The sequence below is a fragment of the Paraburkholderia franconis genome (assembly GCF_009362735.1).
GTDB classification, from domain to species: Bacteria; Pseudomonadota; Gammaproteobacteria; order Burkholderiales; family Burkholderiaceae; genus Paraburkholderia; species Paraburkholderia franconis.
Genome location: NZ_WHNP01000046.1, coordinates 1 through 18,437 on the forward strand (window position 1 = coordinate 1; position 18,437 = coordinate 18,437).

General features: G+C 58.8%; 21 protein-coding genes. 12 read left to right on the top strand and 9 right to left on the bottom strand.

All coding sequences use genetic code 11. The annotated features are described in order from the left end of the window. The 5 genes from GCT13_RS33005 to GCT13_RS33025 form a co-directional block, all read right to left on the bottom strand. Positions 1-320: transposase (locus GCT13_RS33005; RefSeq protein ID WP_193727817.1), on the bottom strand; the 320-nt coding region annotated here is incomplete at its 3' end. Positions 321-1,263: 943 nt separating this feature from the next. Further along, positions 1,264-1,392, bottom strand: a complete 129-nt coding sequence (locus GCT13_RS50635) for a hypothetical protein (protein WP_265335316.1) — start codon at positions 1,390-1,392, stop codon at positions 1,264-1,266. A gap of 529 nt (positions 1,393-1,921) precedes the next feature. Next, positions 1,922-2,134, bottom strand: a complete 213-nt coding sequence (locus tag GCT13_RS33015) for a hypothetical protein (protein WP_152765447.1) — start codon at positions 2,132-2,134, stop codon at positions 1,922-1,924. Positions 2,135-2,229: 95 nt separating this feature from the next. Continuing rightward, a complete protein-coding gene (locus GCT13_RS33020) occupies positions 2,230-2,535 on the bottom strand; it encodes a hypothetical protein (protein ID WP_152765452.1) in 306 nt (101 codons plus the stop codon). Between the two features lie 318 nt (positions 2,536-2,853). Beyond that, positions 2,854-3,096, bottom strand: coding sequence for a hypothetical protein (locus GCT13_RS33025; protein ID WP_152765455.1), 243 nt, complete (start codon positions 3,094-3,096; stop codon positions 2,854-2,856). A 134-nt stretch (positions 3,097-3,230) separates the two neighbouring features. On the opposite strand from GCT13_RS33025, the gene GCT13_RS49710 reads away from it, so the two are divergent. The 5 genes from GCT13_RS49710 (at position 3,231) to GCT13_RS33050 (ending at position 5,422) form a co-directional block, all read left to right on the top strand. Beyond that, positions 3,231-3,518 carry a hypothetical protein gene (locus GCT13_RS49710; protein WP_152765458.1) on the top strand — a complete coding sequence of 96 codons (288 nt, stop codon included), beginning with the start codon at positions 3,231-3,233 and terminating at the stop codon, positions 3,516-3,518. 77 nt (positions 3,519-3,595) lie between these two features. Further along, the gene (rpsU, locus tag GCT13_RS33035; protein ID WP_152765573.1) at positions 3,596-3,808 is read left to right on the top strand and encodes a 30S ribosomal protein S21; all 213 of its coding nucleotides are present in this window, start codon (positions 3,596-3,598) and stop codon (positions 3,806-3,808) included. Between the two features lie 296 nt (positions 3,809-4,104). Next, entirely contained in the window at positions 4,105-4,308 is a 204-nt protein-coding gene (locus GCT13_RS33040; RefSeq protein ID WP_152765461.1) for a cold-shock protein, read from the top strand. A gap of 19 nt (positions 4,309-4,327) precedes the next feature. Beyond that, positions 4,328-4,720 carry a hypothetical protein gene (locus GCT13_RS51365; protein ID WP_407670899.1) on the top strand — a complete coding sequence of 131 codons (393 nt, stop codon included), beginning with the start codon at positions 4,328-4,330 and terminating at the stop codon, positions 4,718-4,720. A 459-nt stretch (positions 4,721-5,179) separates the two neighbouring features. Next, positions 5,180-5,422: a hypothetical protein gene (locus GCT13_RS33050; protein WP_152765464.1), complete on the top strand. Its 243-nt coding sequence runs from the start codon at positions 5,180-5,182 to the stop codon at positions 5,420-5,422. 690 nt (positions 5,423-6,112) lie between these two features. Here GCT13_RS33050 and GCT13_RS33060 read toward each other — a convergent pair. After that, positions 6,113-6,475 carry a hypothetical protein gene (locus GCT13_RS33060; protein WP_152765467.1) on the bottom strand — a complete coding sequence of 121 codons (363 nt, stop codon included), beginning with the start codon at positions 6,473-6,475 and terminating at the stop codon, positions 6,113-6,115. A gap of 847 nt (positions 6,476-7,322) precedes the next feature. Continuing rightward, positions 7,323-7,667, bottom strand: a complete 345-nt coding sequence (locus tag GCT13_RS33065) for a response regulator (RefSeq protein WP_321574784.1) — start codon at positions 7,665-7,667, stop codon at positions 7,323-7,325. Between the two features lie 310 nt (positions 7,668-7,977). Here GCT13_RS33065 and GCT13_RS49715 point away from each other — a divergent pair, with 310 nt between their 5' ends. Together GCT13_RS49715 and GCT13_RS49720 are read left to right on the top strand one after the other, a co-directional pair. Beyond that, positions 7,978-8,262 carry a hypothetical protein gene (locus tag GCT13_RS49715; protein ID WP_227747129.1) on the top strand — a complete coding sequence of 95 codons (285 nt, stop codon included), beginning with the start codon at positions 7,978-7,980 and terminating at the stop codon, positions 8,260-8,262. Positions 8,263-8,275: 13 nt separating this feature from the next. Next, positions 8,276-8,998 carry a sensor histidine kinase gene (locus GCT13_RS49720; RefSeq protein WP_227747130.1) on the top strand — a complete coding sequence of 241 codons (723 nt, stop codon included), beginning with the start codon at positions 8,276-8,278 and terminating at the stop codon, positions 8,996-8,998. A 554-nt stretch (positions 8,999-9,552) separates the two neighbouring features. Here the strand turns inward: GCT13_RS49720 and GCT13_RS33075 are convergent. Continuing rightward, positions 9,553-10,467 carry a LysR substrate-binding domain-containing protein gene (locus tag GCT13_RS33075; RefSeq protein WP_152765473.1) on the bottom strand — a complete coding sequence of 305 codons (915 nt, stop codon included), beginning with the start codon at positions 10,465-10,467 and terminating at the stop codon, positions 9,553-9,555. Positions 10,468-10,626: 159 nt separating this feature from the next. Here GCT13_RS33075 and GCT13_RS33080 point away from each other — a divergent pair, with 159 nt between their 5' ends. The 4 genes from GCT13_RS33080 to GCT13_RS33095 all read left to right on the top strand — a co-directional run bounded on the left by GCT13_RS33080 (position 10,627) and on the right by GCT13_RS33095 (position 14,833). Further along, a complete protein-coding gene (locus GCT13_RS33080; protein ID WP_152765476.1) occupies positions 10,627-11,883 on the top strand; it encodes a M24 family metallopeptidase in 1,257 nt (418 codons plus the stop codon). Between the two features lie 56 nt (positions 11,884-11,939). Beyond that, positions 11,940-12,803, top strand: a complete 864-nt coding sequence (locus GCT13_RS33085) for a glycine betaine ABC transporter substrate-binding protein (RefSeq protein WP_152765480.1) — start codon at positions 11,940-11,942, stop codon at positions 12,801-12,803. An 81-nt stretch (positions 12,804-12,884) separates the two neighbouring features. Continuing rightward, complete coding sequence (locus GCT13_RS33090) at positions 12,885-13,196, top strand: cupin domain-containing protein (RefSeq protein ID WP_152765483.1); 312 nt, start codon at positions 12,885-12,887, stop codon at positions 13,194-13,196. A gap of 2 nt (positions 13,197-13,198) precedes the next feature. Then, positions 13,199-14,833: a choline dehydrogenase gene (locus GCT13_RS33095; protein WP_152765487.1), complete on the top strand. Its 1,635-nt coding sequence runs from the start codon at positions 13,199-13,201 to the stop codon at positions 14,831-14,833. A 479-nt stretch (positions 14,834-15,312) separates the two neighbouring features. On the opposite strand, the gene oxlT is transcribed toward GCT13_RS33095, so the two are convergent. Continuing rightward, complete coding sequence (oxlT, locus tag GCT13_RS33100) at positions 15,313-16,596, bottom strand: oxalate/formate MFS antiporter (protein ID WP_152765489.1); 1,284 nt, start codon at positions 16,594-16,596, stop codon at positions 15,313-15,315. Between the two features lie 570 nt (positions 16,597-17,166). On the opposite strand from oxlT, the gene GCT13_RS33105 reads away from it, so the two are divergent. After that, positions 17,167-18,372 (top strand): NAD(P)/FAD-dependent oxidoreductase, encoded by a 1,206-nt coding sequence (locus GCT13_RS33105; protein WP_152765491.1) that lies wholly within the window; start codon positions 17,167-17,169, stop codon positions 18,370-18,372. Positions 18,373-18,437: the final 65 nt, after the last annotated feature.

An 18,437-nucleotide genomic window follows, 5' to 3' on the forward strand; every position in this document is an offset into this window, starting at 1 on the left:
CGCGGCGACTTCCGCACATACGGCGGCACAATCGAGGAATTGAACTTCACACCGGATCCTGATCGATCGCGAACCTTGGGGACCTTCACTGGAATCGGCCCGGCTGCCGTCAACACTTCTCGCTCCGGCAGATAGCCGTTGCGTACCACCGCGCGTTGTCCATGCAAGGTCTTGACGTTCTCGAATCGCTCCAGCAGCGCCGACAGCTCCGCTTCGATTGCCTGCTGAATCACTTGCCGCGCTCCGTGTCGCACCAATTCGTCCAGGCCCAGACCGACTTCCGATAGACCGACAACTGYTTTTTCCGTAAACTTGCTCATGGTGGATGGTTTGTTGTTTGCTGGTTTCCGACTTCGACAATCAGATTCTCAGCTGAAACCTCCACCGCCTTCAATCTCCCGCCTCAACTCCCCCGTACACCAGTTCCGACTTTAGCTCCAATCAGGTACCGGCATCGATGAGGCAGCTTCGGTCGCTTTCAGGACATCCGTCGTCAGGCACGTTCTGACATGACCATCGTCAGTAGCCAGATGTCTCGGTGTTCACGGGACCCTGCCTCGAGCGACACGGGCTTCCTGTGTCGCGCGATACTGATATTTTCCGGATACGGCGCGACAACGAGTGATCTCAGCAAAACGCTGAGGTCGGGTTCCTCAAGCCCCAAGACTGTCGAAGAACGTGTTTGAACACCGGGGACTAACTGCTCGTCAAGGTCATCAAAATGTCCGCATACGATGCGCTGTTGAGTCCGAGCGATTCATCGCTGTGCAGATCTCTGGCACCCGTGTCAATGGTTGACGAATGGATAACCAAAAGCATCCATGGCAAGGGCCGGGCAGGTGCTGCCGGACCAAATACACGAAAGCTCGCTCCCCGTGGTAAGGCCTCTCTGGCGATTCGATCACGGCCACGTCGAACCCGCCGCCATCATCCGAGCCCTGATGCCAAAGCGGGCAGTCTGCGGCGTATAGAGGAATGGTGAGCCATGTGCATGCGGCCAGGTTCTCGACGTCAACGTGAAGTTTCAATCTCCAGCCGGTCAGGGATATGCTGGCTCGGCACGTCGATCAGGACGTGGCGGCTTGTGACGAGAAATAGCCGCTCCCCGCGCCCGAAAAAGAAGCCGCTCGCGTTCGTCAGCAGCCGTTGATGATCATACGTCCGCAGACGGCTTCGGGCCAGCATCCGAATCACACGTTGGCCGCACTGGAGAAGAGGGGACGGTAACGATGCGGGCGACACGGGGGGACTCGACAGACGGGATCACTGATCGACGAACTCGAGCAGAACATCGTGCTCCGGCCCGGGGTCCGATGAGAGGAACTCGCCGACCGAGAGATCGGATACGGCTACCGCAGACGCCGCATTGGGCACATGACGAACGACTGGCACGCCGCGCTCGCTGCGGCACAGTCACCACTTGTCGCCGTTGGAACTGCAATAGCGTTCAAGCGAGTATTGTTTCATGCCAGTTACCTGCCCCAGCCAATTGTTGTGCGACGGGAATCCGTGCAAGCGGACGCTTCGTCAAGGTGCGATCGCCTGAATGGCAGAACAGGAGCACAGCGCGAGCCTGATGAGTCGGGCTAGCTCCTATTCGCTATGAGGAGGTCGATCGTTTGCCGGGATGAGTTCAATGCGCGTGATACGGCGTGCTCCTGACTCGTGGAATGGAGTTGCTTCGAGCCGAGCCAAGGTGTCCTGGAATTGTGCGCCTTTTCTTCCTCAGATCTCGCGGTAATGCGCGCGTCCACCATGAAGCGTCCAGAGGCCAGACGCTCGACCTGAATCGCTATTTCATAGCCACGATACTCATGCTTTTCCATATGGACCTCTGCGAAACGTTAGTCAGGCGAACTGGCTGATACAGAGATATCTCGGCGGATGGCCTCGGCAAACCTTTGCGCCGAATGTCGTTCGTTCAGCCATATCGTGCATCGAGCCACGCGACTGCCCATTCCTTCGCGAACCGGATGGCGTCGTCACGCGCGTCGAAAGCGGCCAGGTCGCCGCTCATATATACGTTGGATTCCTCACCGTCGGCGAGACAACTGATCCTCGCGTGGGCCATATATTCGCCGTCGGCCCGTCGGGGTGTGGGGTCGATACGAAAGGTCGTCGAATTAAAGCGCATGGAAACTCCTGCGCGAACGCTCTTGCGTTCATTGCGTTCCGGTATTCGCGGTAATGGTCCTGTTTTGTGGACGCGCGCCGCGTTCGCTTGCTTCGCTACTGTCGAAGCCTTTCCTGTTTCCGGTCCCAGATGGTGCGCTCAGGTCCGCCGCCGTCGATCAACAGTTCAGCGTAGACGGCAGACGCCCGTCGTGCATCGCCGGCGTTCGGGAACGGGCGCGTACCCGGCACACGGAAAACGCGGCTCCGGGGGCGGCTCGCCCCAGTGTCCGGCTCGCAGATGCGGACCGACGCGTCGAAGCCTTCGTCATAGTTATGGCCGAATCCCGTTTGGGTAGCGCGATGCGGATAAACGAGCAGATGAATTTCAAGGCCCCGATACAAGCGGGAAGTTGCCGTCATTGTGTACTCCTGTGACTGCGGCATGCAGCCGGTATTGATACGTGCCGTGCTATGTGCACGTCGATTCGATATTCAGACACGCTGGGTGACGGCTTTCGCGTCAAGGGACGCACGCATCATTAGAGAGGGAAGCCCAAAATGGAGAGCGTATGGGGGCAAATGCCGCGGTCAGGCAGATCACAGCAGCGTAGACATAATCCCATGGTACGCGCTCTGCTGCCGATGTATAGCTAAACCGTTTCCCGTCCGGTGGGCCGGGCTACTTCGCCCACAAAGCGATGGTCACGACGGGGGCTGCGAAGGCGCGTGCGGGGACAACTACGCGACCATTGAAGACTTCTGCGACAGAATGCCCTCGCAGATGAGCCTGGTTTCAAAAAAGCCGCCGGACTCCGCAGTGGCGATGCCCAAACCATAAAGGTCGATTTCCGCGAGTATCAGCGCGCGTACATGGACCAAGTCGCGAAACTCGTCGTCTGCTGAGTCTGCCGACTGCTGCTGCATAACGGCGAAGCCCGCGATCGTCGATCGCTGTATTCTCCCGTCGTCAATTCGACGCAAACATTTGTCTTACCGCGCTCAACGACGGCGGATTGACAGGCAGCAATCGAACGTCTTGAGCGATGCACAAACAAAATGCAGGGCCGTTCCTGAATTCACGTGTATAGTGAACTACCCCTTGTTGAGGAACGAGCATGTCAGCAGATCCGCTTTCTCTTTATAAGGGGTTCGAACTTCATCCCCTTGTTTTCGCGCGCACGTTCAGTCACTTCGACGGGCATTCGCGCTATGTCGAAGGTTATGACGTTGCGGTGCGTATTTGCCGTCCAGATACGGCGGGCGCCGGCGGCGTGTGCCGTGTCTTCAGGCTGGAACGGCCAGACGCGTTTTCGGACTTCGGCATGGCCCGACGCGCTGCTTGCAAGCAAGGCGAGGACATCGTCGACGGAAAGGTTGACGGTGCGTCGGTCGCCGACATGTAACCGATCATCCTCCAATCGCATCGGATGATGCGCACGCGAATGCGGCCTTTTTTCCTCAATCCACCTCAAGGAACGATCTGACCACTGTTATACCCAAACCCAATGAGCCCGTCGATGTTGCGCTCAGGCGTTTTCGCCGTTCCATCCAGAACACCGGATTGATCGCAGAACTGCGCGCACGCACGGCGTATGAGAAGCCAACCACCGAACGCAAGCGGAAGAAGGCGGCCGCGGTGGCGCGATTGCGCAAACAGATCCGACGCTCGCTTCCGCCAAAGAAGTTGTACTGATACGCGTCGTCAATCACCGGACGTCAGCTGACGCGTGCATTCGAGGGCCGGCCTGATCGATGCGATGGATCGTTTCCTGATCGTGTGTCCGATCAGGATCGGATCGGGTCATTGCACAGACGGCTTGCATCTGCGACAAACTGGTGGTAGTGTGGGTACGAAGTTCAAGAAGTTCGATTGCTGTTCATCAATAGTTCCGTTCCCATAGCGGTATTCGTTGTCCTCTCCCTCCTTGATGCTTCCTGCTCCGAACTGGAGCAATCCTCTGTTTACCTTCTTTGTCTCAAGGATTTTTCATGGATACCGGTACCGTCAAATGGTTTAACGACGCAAAAGGCTTTGGCTTCATCACCCCCGATAACGGCGGCGATGACCTCTTCGCACACTTCTCCGAGATTCGCGGCGACGGATTCAAGACGCTCGCGGAGGGGCAGAAGGTCAACTTCGAGACGAAGCGCGGTCCCAAAGGCCTGCAGGCGGCAAACATCACGCCCGTTTAAGGCATGATATCGCGGGGCCGTGCCGCGCGGCCCCGGTCTGTTTTTCCTCGCGGAGCGTCGCCTCCCAAACATTGGCATTTGCCAATCGCATCATTTCCATCCCGCGCAACGCCATGATGGCGGCTGCCAGCGCATCGTCACGCGCTTTTCAAACGTGACGAACGTCAGCTCACAACAGAGAAATAAAATGAAAAAAACACGAAGTCAGCAGTACGGAGAGTACATCGTGCATCCGACTGCCCATCGCTTGTCCGATGGCCTTTTTTCAGCCGATCTGATGCTCGAGGCAGCCGGCGAGCAAGTTTCCCCCAATCGGTACGAGTTTTTTTCGCTCGACTATTTTGTCAGCGAAGCGGACGCGGTCCGTTACGCCCGTCGCTGGGCATGCAACTGGATCGACACGCGCGGGTAATGGTCGTCGGTGTCCGCCGGCGGGATGCCGAGGCGGCGACTCGATCATGCCGACTTGAGCGCCGCACTACTATCTGATTCATCCGACTAGTTCTAAACGACTAAATGAGCTAAGTACAACCCGAATCCAGGTGTAAGGTGTGGGTGGGCGCGTACGGCGTCCCTGTAGCTTCGCTCCCCGGGTGGCCCGGGGCTTTTTTGCCGTCAGCACTTCCAGCGCCTGGCCCAATTTCAGTTAGCCATGCGCTTCATCCAGTGCATCGATGCATGGCGAGTTTCACCTGTGCGCCATATTGCTTGTTGCTTTGCGCTGCATTGTCGGAAGCGCAAAAGGGCGTGTACGGACGGCGGCAGGCGTGCTGCTACAACGCGTCGTGCTCTTCAGGAGCGAATGGAGCTGACTGTTGCTGCGGACAAACGATCTGATTGCGCGGAATAAGCGTCGAGCCGGGAGACCACCGTGGCGGATTTCTCCGAGGAGTACCGGGGCTACGTTATCTATGTGCAGGTGTTCAATACTCCCGATGGTATGGCGGATATCTGGTGTCGCATCTGCAATTCATCAGACGCCCCACTCTCGTTTCTGACGGGGGGTATGACCAGACTCGGCGGCGGTCCATTCGAACCCGCGACCGCGTACGATGTCGGAATGTATTACGGCATGGGCGTGATCGATGGGTATCTTGGCAAGGACGTCTCCTGACAACGCTCTTGTCGCAATCCGCTGTAACAGTACGGTGTGGCAGCTCTCCTCATCGCTTCGGTTGGCATATAAGCCGGACGGCCAATATCGCTTTCAAAGCCTGGTGAGCAGCTCAAGCTGATGCTGGGTTTCTCGTCCAGCGATCAGTGAGTACATGCACAACTGGCTGCGCTCCTCACCTGAAAATTCATGTATCCGCGAGAAGGCGTCCCACGCTGTTCCGTCCAGCGATTGGGCAATGCTGCGCCTTCGGGCAAATGTCCGCAGCATTGGACTCGCGCCTCGCCGGATCAGTTGGCGATCGCTATCGAGGACGTAGCATTCGTGACCAGCCCGCAAGACCAGGTAGCACGGAGTCGCCCGCACTTTTTCGGTTTCGTGCGCAGGCTGGGCTTCTGCTTGAACTGTCACGAGTCTTTGCGAGGTCATGCCTCCCACAATGCGCAAGACAGCCGGCGGGCGGCTCCACACCAGTCGCAGTGTTTTTCGAGTCATTTCATTGCCAGATTCGTGGGAAATGTGATGGCATGCTCGCGCACGTCGAACCAAGCCAGAACAACGGTGATATGGACGTCGTGCGCGCTACCGTTATCGCCGTTCCCGCATGAGCGACAAGTCCGGTATCGGCGTGGCGTGCCAGGTCGACGTGGAAAGTTGCCGGCTGAAAGTGCACCTGTTTCTCCTCGCCGGTCACCGCGGAGATGACTTGCGGTTCGGACAACCAGCCTGGAACTGTGTTGGATCTTTTGTCGGATTTCGCGAGGCGCTGTTTGATGATGTTGTCGGACAGTTTGTGGGCGCGCGTGACGCGCTATCGGTCAAGGGATTAGTGCGGATTCGGGCAATTGCGAGGCGCAGCCGTTCACGTCTCATCCTGCACCGACGCAATTGCGCCGCCAGGAATGCAAGCGCGTCATATTGTGGGGAACTTGTCGTGCCCGTTGCAACGCTCTCATCGATAAACAGCCGGCAGGTGTTCAGTTCTCGCTCCCGGAACGCAATCTCCGTCTCCAGGCCGCGATGCTGCGAGATCAGGTCATCAAGTTCAGCCATAGCTCATTATCGGGTCAGTAGCTGCAATGTTTTCGAACGGACCGTGATGAGATTCAACGGACAGGTAATGACAGACGGCCTTTCGACGCGGAGCAGACAGACGCGGCTGCGCGCTTCAAACCTCTCCCATCAGTCCTTGATGCGAACGGCGACATCAAAGCCTACGTTGTAGTCGCGAGCGAGTCCAGCCATCTGTGATCACGTGCAGCTAAGCAAGAGGTTGAACTTCCCGTCCTCCTGTACAAGCAGAATGCCATCTGCCATGAGTACCTTTCTGTCGCGCGCAATCGCGGCGGGATTTCGTGAGGGGAGCGGCAACCGGTCAATCGTTGCCACGCAGACATCGTCACGATGTGCGGACCGATCTCCACGGGACGTTCACGTCAAAAATTGAAGCGGCTCCCAAGGCGAGCACGGGCATGGCGCGACGAACTCATACTACGCGCAATCGTTGTTTTGTGTGGCGAAGCTTTCTGTTCGCGCTGACAACGTCGGCGGTGCTACGAGTTGGAAAGCAGTGCCCTTCTGAGTTCGTCCCAGCCGAAGAATCTCATCGAATGAGGGTTGTCCCGCAGAGCAAGAAAGAGGCGACCATAAAGCGCGGGCAGCGGCCCGCCCGCATGATGCTAGCGCCGATGTAAAAACTGCACCACCAGTTGACAGCATGAAACGCGGTCACGTTCCCAAGCCGGACGTCACATAGTCTCCCGGAAGCTGTCCTCCACCTTGCCTAACCTTGGCCGGCTGCTTCGGGTCGACTACGGCCGGCCGCTTCGGGTCGACTACGGCCGGCCGCCTCGGGACGTCGCCGGTGGCCGAGGATTACAAGGTCGAGCACAATTCCGGTCTAATGAGCGAGCGTCTCAAGCAGGCACAACAGAGGGCCGGGCGCGGCGCCTTTCTGGCAGTACGCATCGAAGCCCGACGCAACGCCGGATAGACGCGCGGTGGGTTCGTCCAGGGCAGTAAAAGCTACAATGATCGTGTGCTGCGTGAGAAATTCCCGTCGCAGGTGTTGCGCAACCGCGTATCCGTCCATGCCAGGCATGTTTATGTCTAGCAACGCGATCTCGGGCACCCACGCGCTGACAGTTTGCAGCGCCGCCAGACCATCGAGCACAAATCGCACCTCGTATCCCGCCACCGCGAGTGAGGCGGAGACGGCTTCGGCACCGGGGCGATAATCATCCACGACCAGAACCCGACGCTGGCTGTTGCTCGGGGGGGAGGTTACGCACTGTCCAGCGCGCGGTCTTGAGGTGCGGTGGCATTAAAAGCGGGTTGGTTGATGCATTGTTCTCAGCAGGGGCCGAAAGTGACGCTTCAGCTGGCCGCGTCGGGATTGTGACACGTAAGTAAGCAGTAGTAGCAAGCCGCGTACCCACGGGAGGTCAAATGATCCCGGCGGACTTCATTGAAGCCGATTTGCAGGGGTTGATAGACGACTGGGCCAAATACGCCCTTGCATCAGCCATGAGGACGCTCACCTCTCCGAGAGCCAGTTGCGTGATTCAGCCGCCCAAATCCTGGCAGGCATTGCGGCCGACATGCGCGGCATGCAAAGTGCGGCGCAGCAGGAAGCCAGGTCGCGTCGTAGTCGAGGCAGCTCGCAATCCGGGTTCGATCAGGTGGCCTATCTGCACGCGGAAGAGCGTCTTGCCCACGGATTCGGGATCAACGATGTGGCGGCGGAGTTCCGTGCCCTGCGCGCCACGGTGCTGCGCCCGTGGCAGAAGACTTCGCCCGGCGGTGCCGAGGCTTTTCAGGAAATGGATCCGGTTCAATGAGGCTATTGATCAGATGCTCTGCGAAGCGGTACGCCGGTATGCGCAGCAGACGAGGCGCATCGGGGATCTTTTTGCCGGCGTGCTTGCACACGACCTGCGCTCACCCCTTGGCGCGATCCTGAACTCAGCGCAACTTCTGTTGCATGACGAAGGATTGTCTTCAACCAGCCTGAGAGCCGCGGCGAACGTACAACGCGGCTCGATGCGCATGAAAGAGATGATTGACGACCTTCTCATTTTCACACGCGGCCGACTGGGTGACGTGTTGCCGGTCAGTTTCGCTTCACAGGATATGAAGCACACCTGCAGCGATGCGGTGGATAAGGTGCGCGCCTCCTACCCAAACGCGGTCATTCGGCTGCGTCTGGCGGGCGACCTGCGAGGCACGTGGGATGGAACCCGTATCGGGCAACTGGTCGTCAACCTGCCGGTGAACGGCGTTCGCTATGGTTCAGGTGAGGTGGCCCTCGAATCTGTCGGTCACGATGGACAGGTGACGATGGTTGTCTCAAGCGAAGGCAACCCGATACCGGAAAGAGCTCTGCCTACGCTGTTTGATCCCATGACAAGGGCGAGCCTTCCGAATCGGGAGGGGACTGCGGCGGGCATGGGCCTTGGCCTCTACATCTGCCGCTGCATTACCACGGCGCATCACGGAACAATAGGCGTTGAATCGACAGAACACGGGACGAGCGTCACCGTCCGCATCCCGAGTTCGCCGTCGATTTCCGATTGATCTGTTTGTCGCTAGTGAGATGATCATCGATCTTGACCGCATCGATTGACCAGTCGAATGCTATACGATCGGGAGGGAAGCGAACATGCGAATCCTGAACAGCTCGATACTTTTTGTGATAGGTGCGAGCCTTATTAACGCCTACGCGGAAGTCGATCAGCGCTGCGTTTCTGTCCAGACGAGCACGTGTAATTCCACATTGACGCGATGTCAATGCACTTCTTCCGGTCAGACGAACGAACCTGATAACGTGGCGGAGCGACAGAGAAGATGCACGCAAGACTGCCAGGAGGCGTATCAGAAATGCCTGGCTGACGCGACCCGGTCCTGTTACCGATAGGCGAGCGAAAGTCTCGCTGTTTGGCGGCAAGCGGCCCAAAAGGCGCCGCTCACACGCATGCGCTGTATGCGGAATGAACGTCTGCTTCGCGCAAACGGCGAATATGAGTCCGGGTCGACTGTGCATGCCTTGTTTTGTCGCGTGCTGTCGACCACCGATACTACGCCTCTCGTATCAGGCGCATGAGCTGGAGGCGCGAACGTCCGCGAATATCCTAGTTCACTCGGTAACTGGCGATCCAGCTATACAACTGCTCGACGTCGATGCTGTGTGGACGCTGGTCATTGCGCATGAGGAAGTAGCCGCGACCAGAGCGCACGCTCAATGAGGACAGGCGCGCCAGTCTTCCACTGCGAATTTCCGCGTCAAGAAGATGGCGAGTGCCCAACGTCACACCCCGTCCACGCGTGGCTGCGTCCACGAGCACGATGTAGTTGTTGCCATACTCGGTCGCCTTCACGCGGCTCGGGTCAATGCCCAGCGACTTGAACCAGATTGACCAGTTGATCCAGTTGGGCTGGACGCGTTCGTACTCGAGAAGCACCTGCGATAGCAATGCTTCGGGACCGTCACTGGCCAGCGGGTGACTTTCGATATAAGCCGGACTCGCCACAGGGAATATCTCTTCCTCGAACAACAACTGCGCCGTCCAGTGGATTCGCTGACCAGGGTCATACGCCACGACAAGGTCGACGCTGTCATTAAACAGATCAGACGGCTGATCGGACGTGATTGTGCGAATACTCGCCGCGAAGCTCGGATTACGGGCGCGGAAGTCCCTCATCACCTCACTCAGCCAGAAATGCGAGATCGCCGTGTTTGCGGCCACCGTCACCATACTCGCGTTCCGCTTGTCGCTGATCTCGTCCACGGCATCAGCGAGGTAATTGAACGCCGCGCTGACTTTGTTATGAAGCTGCGTTCCGCGCGACGACAGTTGTACCCGTCGACCGACCCGTTCGAAGAGTGCAAACCCAAGTCCTTCCTCAAGCTGGCGGATCTGCTTGCTGACTGCTGCCTGTGAAACGTGAAGCTCTTCGGCAGCCCGCGTGAAATTCAACGTCCGGGCCGCTGCCTCGAAAAACATCAGGCTCGTCAGCGGCGGAAGGCGATGGCGCAGACTCTTCATAACGCGGAGTTATCAACTGATATGAGATTTCATCTGTGTACAGGGAAATTGGCAACCCGTAAAGTCGTTTTCATGCGGCGTATTCGATGATTCCGAACGCGAGCTGCAGCCATCGGCTTCATAACTAGAGGTTGGTATTTTCCCCATCCGGACGTTCTTATGACTACGCTTAACTGGCATCGCGAGCGCCTCGATCTTTCCGATCTTCAGTCGCTCGATCGCTCCTCGCACGGCTCCGACATCGACCTCGTGTCGGTGCGAACGTATCGCCTTGGCAGAGTCCGGGCCGAAATGCGAAAGCGCGATATCGCGGCCCTGATCATCAGCGACCCGGTGAACATCCGGTACGCCACGGGCGCGCGCAACATGCAGATTTTTTGCGCCCGTAACACGCCTTCGCGCTACCTCATCGTCACCGAAAGCCGGACGATCCTGTTCGAGTTCACGGGTTGCGAGCACCTGGCCAACGGCCTTGAGACCATCGACGAGGTCCGTCCATCGTCAACCGCCAGTTTCGTCGCCGCGGGCCCGGCCATCGTGGCACGGGAAAAGGCATGGGCCGCCGACATGGCGGCCACGCTGACTGAACTCGTCGGACCGAAGCCCACGGTCGGTATCGAGCGCGTGAACGCCGGAGCGGCGATTGCGCTGGCGGGAGATGGCGTGCGTCTGGTGGACGCGCAGGAGCCGATCGAAATGGCGCGTGCGATCAAGTCGGCCGAGGAACTGAAGTGCGTCATCGCTTCACTGCGGGCGACAGAAGTTGCCGTCAGGAAGCTACGGGACGCAATTCGGCCCGGCATGTCGGAGAACGAGCTGTGGTCCGTGCTGCATCAATCAGTGATTGCTCAAGACGGAGACTACGTTGAGACGCGCTTGTTGAGCGCCGGGCGCCGTACCAACCCCTGGTTCCAGGAAACATCCAGTCATGTGATCGAACCGAACCAGCTGATCGCACTGGACACCGATGTCGTGGGCTGTCACGGCTACTACTCTGACTTTTCTCGCACCTTCCACGCCGGGCCGGATAAGCCGAGCGAGAACCAACGCACGATCTACAAGCTCGCTCACGAGCAGGTTCATCACAACATTGGGATCATTCGCCCAGGCATGACGTTCAGGGAATACAGCGACAAGGCCTGGAATATCCCGGACAAGTACCACGCTAATCGCTATTACCTGTCGGCACACGGCTGCGGTATGACGGGCGAATATCCGTACCTCTACCATCACGCGGACTTTCCCGCATCTGGCTACGACGGTGAGATCCAGCCGGGAATGACGCTGTGCGTCGAGAGCTACATCGGCGAGCACGCTGGACAGGAAGGCGTGAAGCTCGAGCAGCAATTGCTCGTGACGGAGACGGGAACGCGCCTGCTCTCACTTTTTCCGTTCGAAGAAACCTTGCTGCGATAAGCAAGGCGCCGCTGCATGTGCTGGACCGTTTCAACCCTCAAATGGAAGCGTAGAAAATGACCAAGTTGCTGGGATTGTTCAAGTGGCTACTGCCCGTAGTCTTTCTGCTAACCGGTGCCACAGCGCGTGCAGACGACAAGTCGATCACGATCGGCGTGAACAACTGGGCGGAGAATATCGCCGTCGCAAACATGTGGAAGGTCCTTCTCGACGAGAAAGGTTTCAAGGTCCAGTTACAGAACGCAGACAAGGCGCTTATTTACAACAGCGTCGCGCAGGGGAAAATCGACCTGACCTTCGAAGTCTGGCTTCCGGCAGGCGACAAGCCTGCGTTCGACAAGGTCAAAGACAGAGTGGTGCAGATTGGGCCGTGGTTCAAGGAGGCGAATCTGGGCCTCGTCGTTCCTGACTATGTTGCCGTCGACAGCATCGACCAGTTGAATGCGAACAAGAGCCTCTTTGCTTCCAGTGGCCGCCCGAAGATCGTCGGCATCGATTCCGGCAGCAGCCTCATGCAGTTGACGGAGAAGGCGAAGACGACCTATCAACTCGACTATGACGTTCAGTCATCGTCCGAGTCTGCGATGGTCCTGTCGCTTGAACGAGCGATCCAGCGCAAAGAGCCTATCGTCGTTACGCTCTGGAAACCTCACTGGATCTGGTCCAGATACAAGCTCAAGTATCTGAAGGACCCGAAAGGGGCCTACGGTTCGACAGACTCGATCTATGGAATCGAGACCCAGGCATTCAAGAAGCAGCATCCCGACGTCGAGCGGTGGTTGCAGCAATGGAAGATGGATGACAACTCGTTGGGCGGGCTGATGTCGGAAATCATCAAGCAAGGTGTGTCAAACCCTGAGAAAGGCGCGAAGGCCTGGATCGATGCGAACCGTCCGTTGGTTCAACAGTGGACGAAGTAAGCCCGCGTAACACGCGACGATGAATCCCGACGCCTTGCTCCTCAGTTTGCGTCAACCCCAGCTTTCACTCTTTATACCGACATGAACGCTTCCATCACGACTCCATCCATTTCCAGGCAACGAGCGCCGGACGACATCGAACAGACGACCGCCAGCTGGGACACGTGGCATTGCGACAGCAACACGTTCCAGCATCGCTATGTACCGGGCGCGACGTTTTACGTCGTTAATGGCCGGGCACGGCTGACCTTCGCACATGGCGTGCAACTCGACATCGAAGCCGGGGACTTCGTCTCGATCGGCGACGGTGCGGAGGCGGTGTGGGAGATCTTCGCGCCCATCGAAACGCGTTACACCTATCACGACGATCGCGGTCCAGCGAAAGAGGCGTGATCATGAGCGAGGCTGTGGAGTTCGACTATGTAATCGGCGGAGCGGGTTCGGCCGGCTGCGTGCTCGCGCGCCGGCTCGCTGATGCTGGTAATAAGGTACTGCTGATCGAAGCGGGTCCACGTGACAATTCGTGGGTGATCCGTATGCCTGCCGGCCTCAGATCGATTTTCAAGCCGAACTCGCGATACAACTACTGGTTCGAGACCGCGCCGCAGCGGAACCTGAACAACCGCCGCATCCAGCAGCCGCGCGGTCGCGTTCTCGGCGGCTCATCCTCCATCAACGGCATGACATGGCTTCGCGGACATCCGCTCGACTATGAGCGCTGGGAGCAGGAAGGAGCAACGGACTGGGGCTGGACGGATTGCCTGCCGTACTTCCGGAAGATCGAGCGGAGTGACGTCGTCAGCGCTTATCGTGGTACCGACGGGTTCATTCATGCCCAGCGTCAGGAGCATCTCTGTCCGCTCAACCAGGCCTTTCTCGACGCGGGTGTCGAAGCTGGCTTTCCGCTCACCGACGACGTCAACGGATCCCGGCAGGAAGGTGTGTCGCGCTTCGAGATGAGCGTCGATCATGGTATTCGCAACAGCGCCTCGTACGGCTACCTTCACTCGCGTCAGGACGACGGTAATCTGACGATCTGGACGCAGAGCACGATCAATCAGATCAACCTCATCGGCAACAGGGCGACCGGGTTCAAGGTGGTGCATGGCGACTCTGTCGTGAATGTCACTGCACGTAAGGAGACTCTGCTTTGCGCGGGTGTCTTCGGCTCCCCGCAACTGCTGATGTTGTCAGGAATCGGGCCGGTCGATCATCTCAAGGAAAAAGGCATTCTCCCGAGAGTGGAGCTGCCCGGAGTTGGAGAAAATCTGCAGGACCATCTTGAATGTCACATCCAGATCGAAACCAGGGAACCTGTCTCGCTCAACCGGGAGCTACAGCTTCACAGAATGCTGTGGGCGGGCGTGCAGTGGTTCGGTTTCAAGTCGGGCGTGGCGTCCGTCAACCAGTGCCATGTCGGCGCCTTTCTAAAGAGCGCCCCCCACATTCCTCATCCGGATATCCAGTTTCACTTCTTCCCGGTGTTCTTCAACAAGGACTGGATACCCACGCGGCAAACAAATGGATATCGCATCGGCGTAGGTCCGATGCGTCCGACCAGTCGTGGGCGTGTCCGACTGAAGTCGATGCACGCCGAAGACCCGCTTTCGATCGATCCGAACTACATGGACACCGAGGAAGACTGGCGCGTGATGCGCGAGTCGGTACGGCTCGGTTTGCTGTTTTCACGACAACCTGCCTTCCGCCGCTTTCATTACCGTGAAGACATGCCAGGCGTCGATGTAAGCGCGATCGCGGCCGTCGACGAGTTCATCAGGCGCGACGCGTCAAGCGCCTATCATCCCTGTGGAACCTGCAAGATGGGCGCGAAGCACGATTCGTCCGCAGTCGTAGGTCCAGATCTCAAGGTCAGAGGGGTAGAGCGACTGCGTGTCATCGATGCATCAGTCATGCCGTCTGTGCCAAGCGCGAACATCAATGCTGCGACCATCATGCTGGCCGAGCGGGCTAGTGATCTTGTGCTCGGGCGACCCACCATGCGCGCCGCCCCCCTGCAGTTCGTTGCCTGACCCGGATTTACCGAACGATGTCGGGACGGACATCTGCAGGTGTGGAGGTTCATGTACCCGCATGCCTTCGAATGACCGTTCCAGTTTTGTGAGCAGCCGGAGGCGGCTCGCTCGATCAAAGGGCACCTAGGGTCGACAAGCGCCTGTCGCGTCGCCCGAGCGCCCACAGGCGTGCATGGAAAACGCTGCCGTTGCGATAACCCCTGTTATCGCAATAGCTGCGTTCCCGGTCGTAACCGGCCTGAGGCAATTCGCGCTAAGGACCTTTGCTGGCCTCTCGGCTTTAACCGACACATATTCGGCCGCCAAATCAACGATATGGTGTGCGATCCGGCGTTTGCGATGCGAAGTCACAAATTCAATTCGGACTGAGGCGAATTGACGACTTTATTTCGTTCGGACTGTCAACAAAATTCGATAACGGGTTTGCGCAACGTGTCCAGAGCGCGTGGCGTGCCGTCCAACCGACGGCGCCGGCCTTATCGATGCGATGCGAGGAACCGCGCGCGCATCGGCTTGAGCACGACGATCGCGAGAAGCGCGGTGCAAATGTCGAATGCGATCGCCGTGCCGAACACGGGCACCCAGCTTTGCGCATTCTGATGCATCAGCGCGGCGAGCGGCCCGCCGAAGATCGAGCCGATGCCTTGCGAGATGTACAGCCAGCCGTAGTTTTCGGTGGCGTGGCGCGTGCCGAAGGTATCGGTCAACGTTGACGGGAACAGCGAGAAGATTTCGCCCCAACCGAAGAACACGACGCCCGACAGCAGCACGAAAAGCACAGCGTTCTCGCGCGTGAGCAGCCACAAGGCCATCGCGATGCCTTCGAGTGCGAACGCAACGAACATCGTATTCTCGCGGCCGAGCCGATCCGACACCCAGCCGAAAAGCGGCCTTGTGAGTCCGTTGGTGAAGCGGTCGATGGTCAACGCGAGCGGCAATGCGGCCATGCCGAACACGAGCACTTTGGTCACGCCGAAGTCCGCGGCGAAGGTCGCCATTTGCGACGTAACCATGAGACCCGACGTTGACATCATCGTCATCATCGCAAACATCAGCCAGAAGAGCGGCGTCTTGAGAACCTGTGAAGGACGCAGATCCGGCCCATTCACGTGCGCCGACGACGCGGCAATGGCAGACGACGCATCGCGCGGCGTACGCAGTCCCTGCGACGCAACCAGGCCGACTGCCGCGAACGCGATGCCGTAGATCCACAGCGTCGCGTCGATCCCGCGCGCCGCAAGCGACGACGAGACCGGAAACGTCGTCACGATCGCGCCCATTCCGTAACCGGCCGCGACTGCGCCTGCCGCAAAGCCTCGCTTGTCGGGAAACCAGCGCACCATCAGGCCCACCACGCCGACATAGACGATGCCTGTTCCCAATCCGCCGACGACACCGTACGTGAAATAAAGCATCGACGTGCTCGTCGCCTGCGACGCGAGCACCCAGCTGAGCCCCGACATCACCGTGCCGAGTGAGATCAGCAGACGCGGACCGAAGCGGTCGATCAGCTTGCCCTGAAACGGCGAGAAGAAGGTCTGCAGGATGATGAGCAGCGAGAAGGTCACCTGCAATTCGGGCAGCTGCACGCCGAGCTTCGCGGAAAGCGGCTTCGTCAACAGCGTCCAGACATACTGCGGGCTCGATATCGTCATCATGCAAATGAGACCGAGGCCGAGCTGCAGCCAGCGGCTATGCGTCGCGATGCCGACTGTGCCGGCCGTCGCGTTGTCATGCAGGGTCTGTGTGCGTGTGGTCATGTGTGTGCTCAGTGCGATGTGGTGAAAAGTGAATGGACGAGCGCTTTCATCCGGCTGCGATGTATCGCAGCCGGATGGCTTGTTTCAACGAGTCCAGAGGCAGCGATTCCGCGTCAGCGCACGGGGTTCAACGCGAGATCCATGCCAGTGATCGGTAACAACCCTGGGACGGCTTGCGGAGCAAGGCGTACAGCGAACCGGTCAGACCGCCTGCCACGCTGGTGCCGATGTCGTCGGATGGTGCGGCAAGGCCTCGCTGGTGCGCGAGCCATGCGCTTCGGCCCAAATGCAGTGCGCGCTCCAACGTCGCGTGGCGAGGCATGTCGCGCAAAACGACTCGGCCTGCTGCGTGTCACGGCAGTTCTGTTGTCGTCGATTGTTGCCGTCCGGACAACACGGTGAACGCATCCGCGGCGCTACTCGCGCTCGATGGCCAAACCTAGAATTCGTGTCGACGAGGGGCAAAAGCGATTGCACAAGCAATCGCACAAGCAATGTCTCCTATGACGATCATGCTCAGTCATTTCGAACTGTCGTCGACTTCGCAACTTTCTAACCGAAGGTAATGTCATGTCGCAAAAGATCTTGATTGTGGGTGCCGGCTTTGCCGGAGTGTGGGGCGCACTGGGCGCAGCACGCATGCTCGACGCAGCTGGCGTAACGAGCAGTGACGTTGAAGTCACGTTGATCTCGCCGAAGCCGGAGTTGCAAATCCGCCCGCGAATGTACGAAAGCGAGCCGCAGAAGATGGCTGCACCGCTGCTGCCTCTGCTCGATGCTATTGGCGTGAAATTTGTCGAGGGCAGCGTCGACGAGATTTCCGTAAAAGAGAAGACGGTGAGTGTCGTGTCGGCCAGCGGACAAAAACGTTCCCTCGCGTACGACCGGCTGCTGCTGACCAGCGGCAGCAAGCTGAACAGGCCGCCGATTCCTGGTCTCGCGGAGTACGCTTTTTCCGTCGATCGTATCGAGGACGCGGTAGCGCTCGACCACCACTTCGCGGAATTGGCGAAGCTGCCGGATTCACCCGCGCGCAATACCGTCGCGGTTGTCGGCTGCGGCTTTACGGGTGTCGAGGTCGCGACCGAATTGCCGAAGCGGCTGCGTGCATCGTTCGGTGACGCGGCGGTTCGCGTTGTCGTGATCGGCTCGCAGGACACGATTGGTCCTGATCTTGGGCCGAATCCGCGTCCGTTTATCGCTGAGGCGTTTCAATCGCTGGGCGTCGAAACGGTGCTCGGCTCGGGCGTGGTGTCGGTCGATGCGGACGGCGTTCGCACCGCATCGGGCACGCGCATCGAAGCGAAAACGGTGATCTGGGCAGGCGGCATGCGCGCAAGCTCGTTGGCCGCGCAAGTTTCGTCGCATGTCGATCCCCTCGGACGTGCCGAAGTGGCACCGGATCTGCGCGTGCCGGAAGCACCCGATGTATTCGTCGCGGGCGATGTTGCGCGGGCGCGGACCGACGATGACGGGCACTACGCGCTGATGTCGTGTCAGCACGCCATCGTGATGGGGCAATTCGGCGGACATAATGTTGCCGCGGATTTGATCGGTGTTCCGACTCTGGAATATCGACAGCCGTTCTACGCGACTTGCGTCGATCTTGGCGAGTGGGGCGCGATCTATTCGGAAGGTTGGGATCGACAGATCAAACTGACGCACGCCGAAGGCAAGGCGCGCAAACAGATGATCAACACGAAGTGGATCTATCCGCCGGCGCCGAATCGTGCAGAAGCCTTGGCAGCAGGTAATCCGCAAGCATCCTTCGGCTAGAAGAACTCCAGCAGTTTAACTGCGGGCGAAAGGCTTCGATTGAGGTCTTTACGCCCGCATAAACG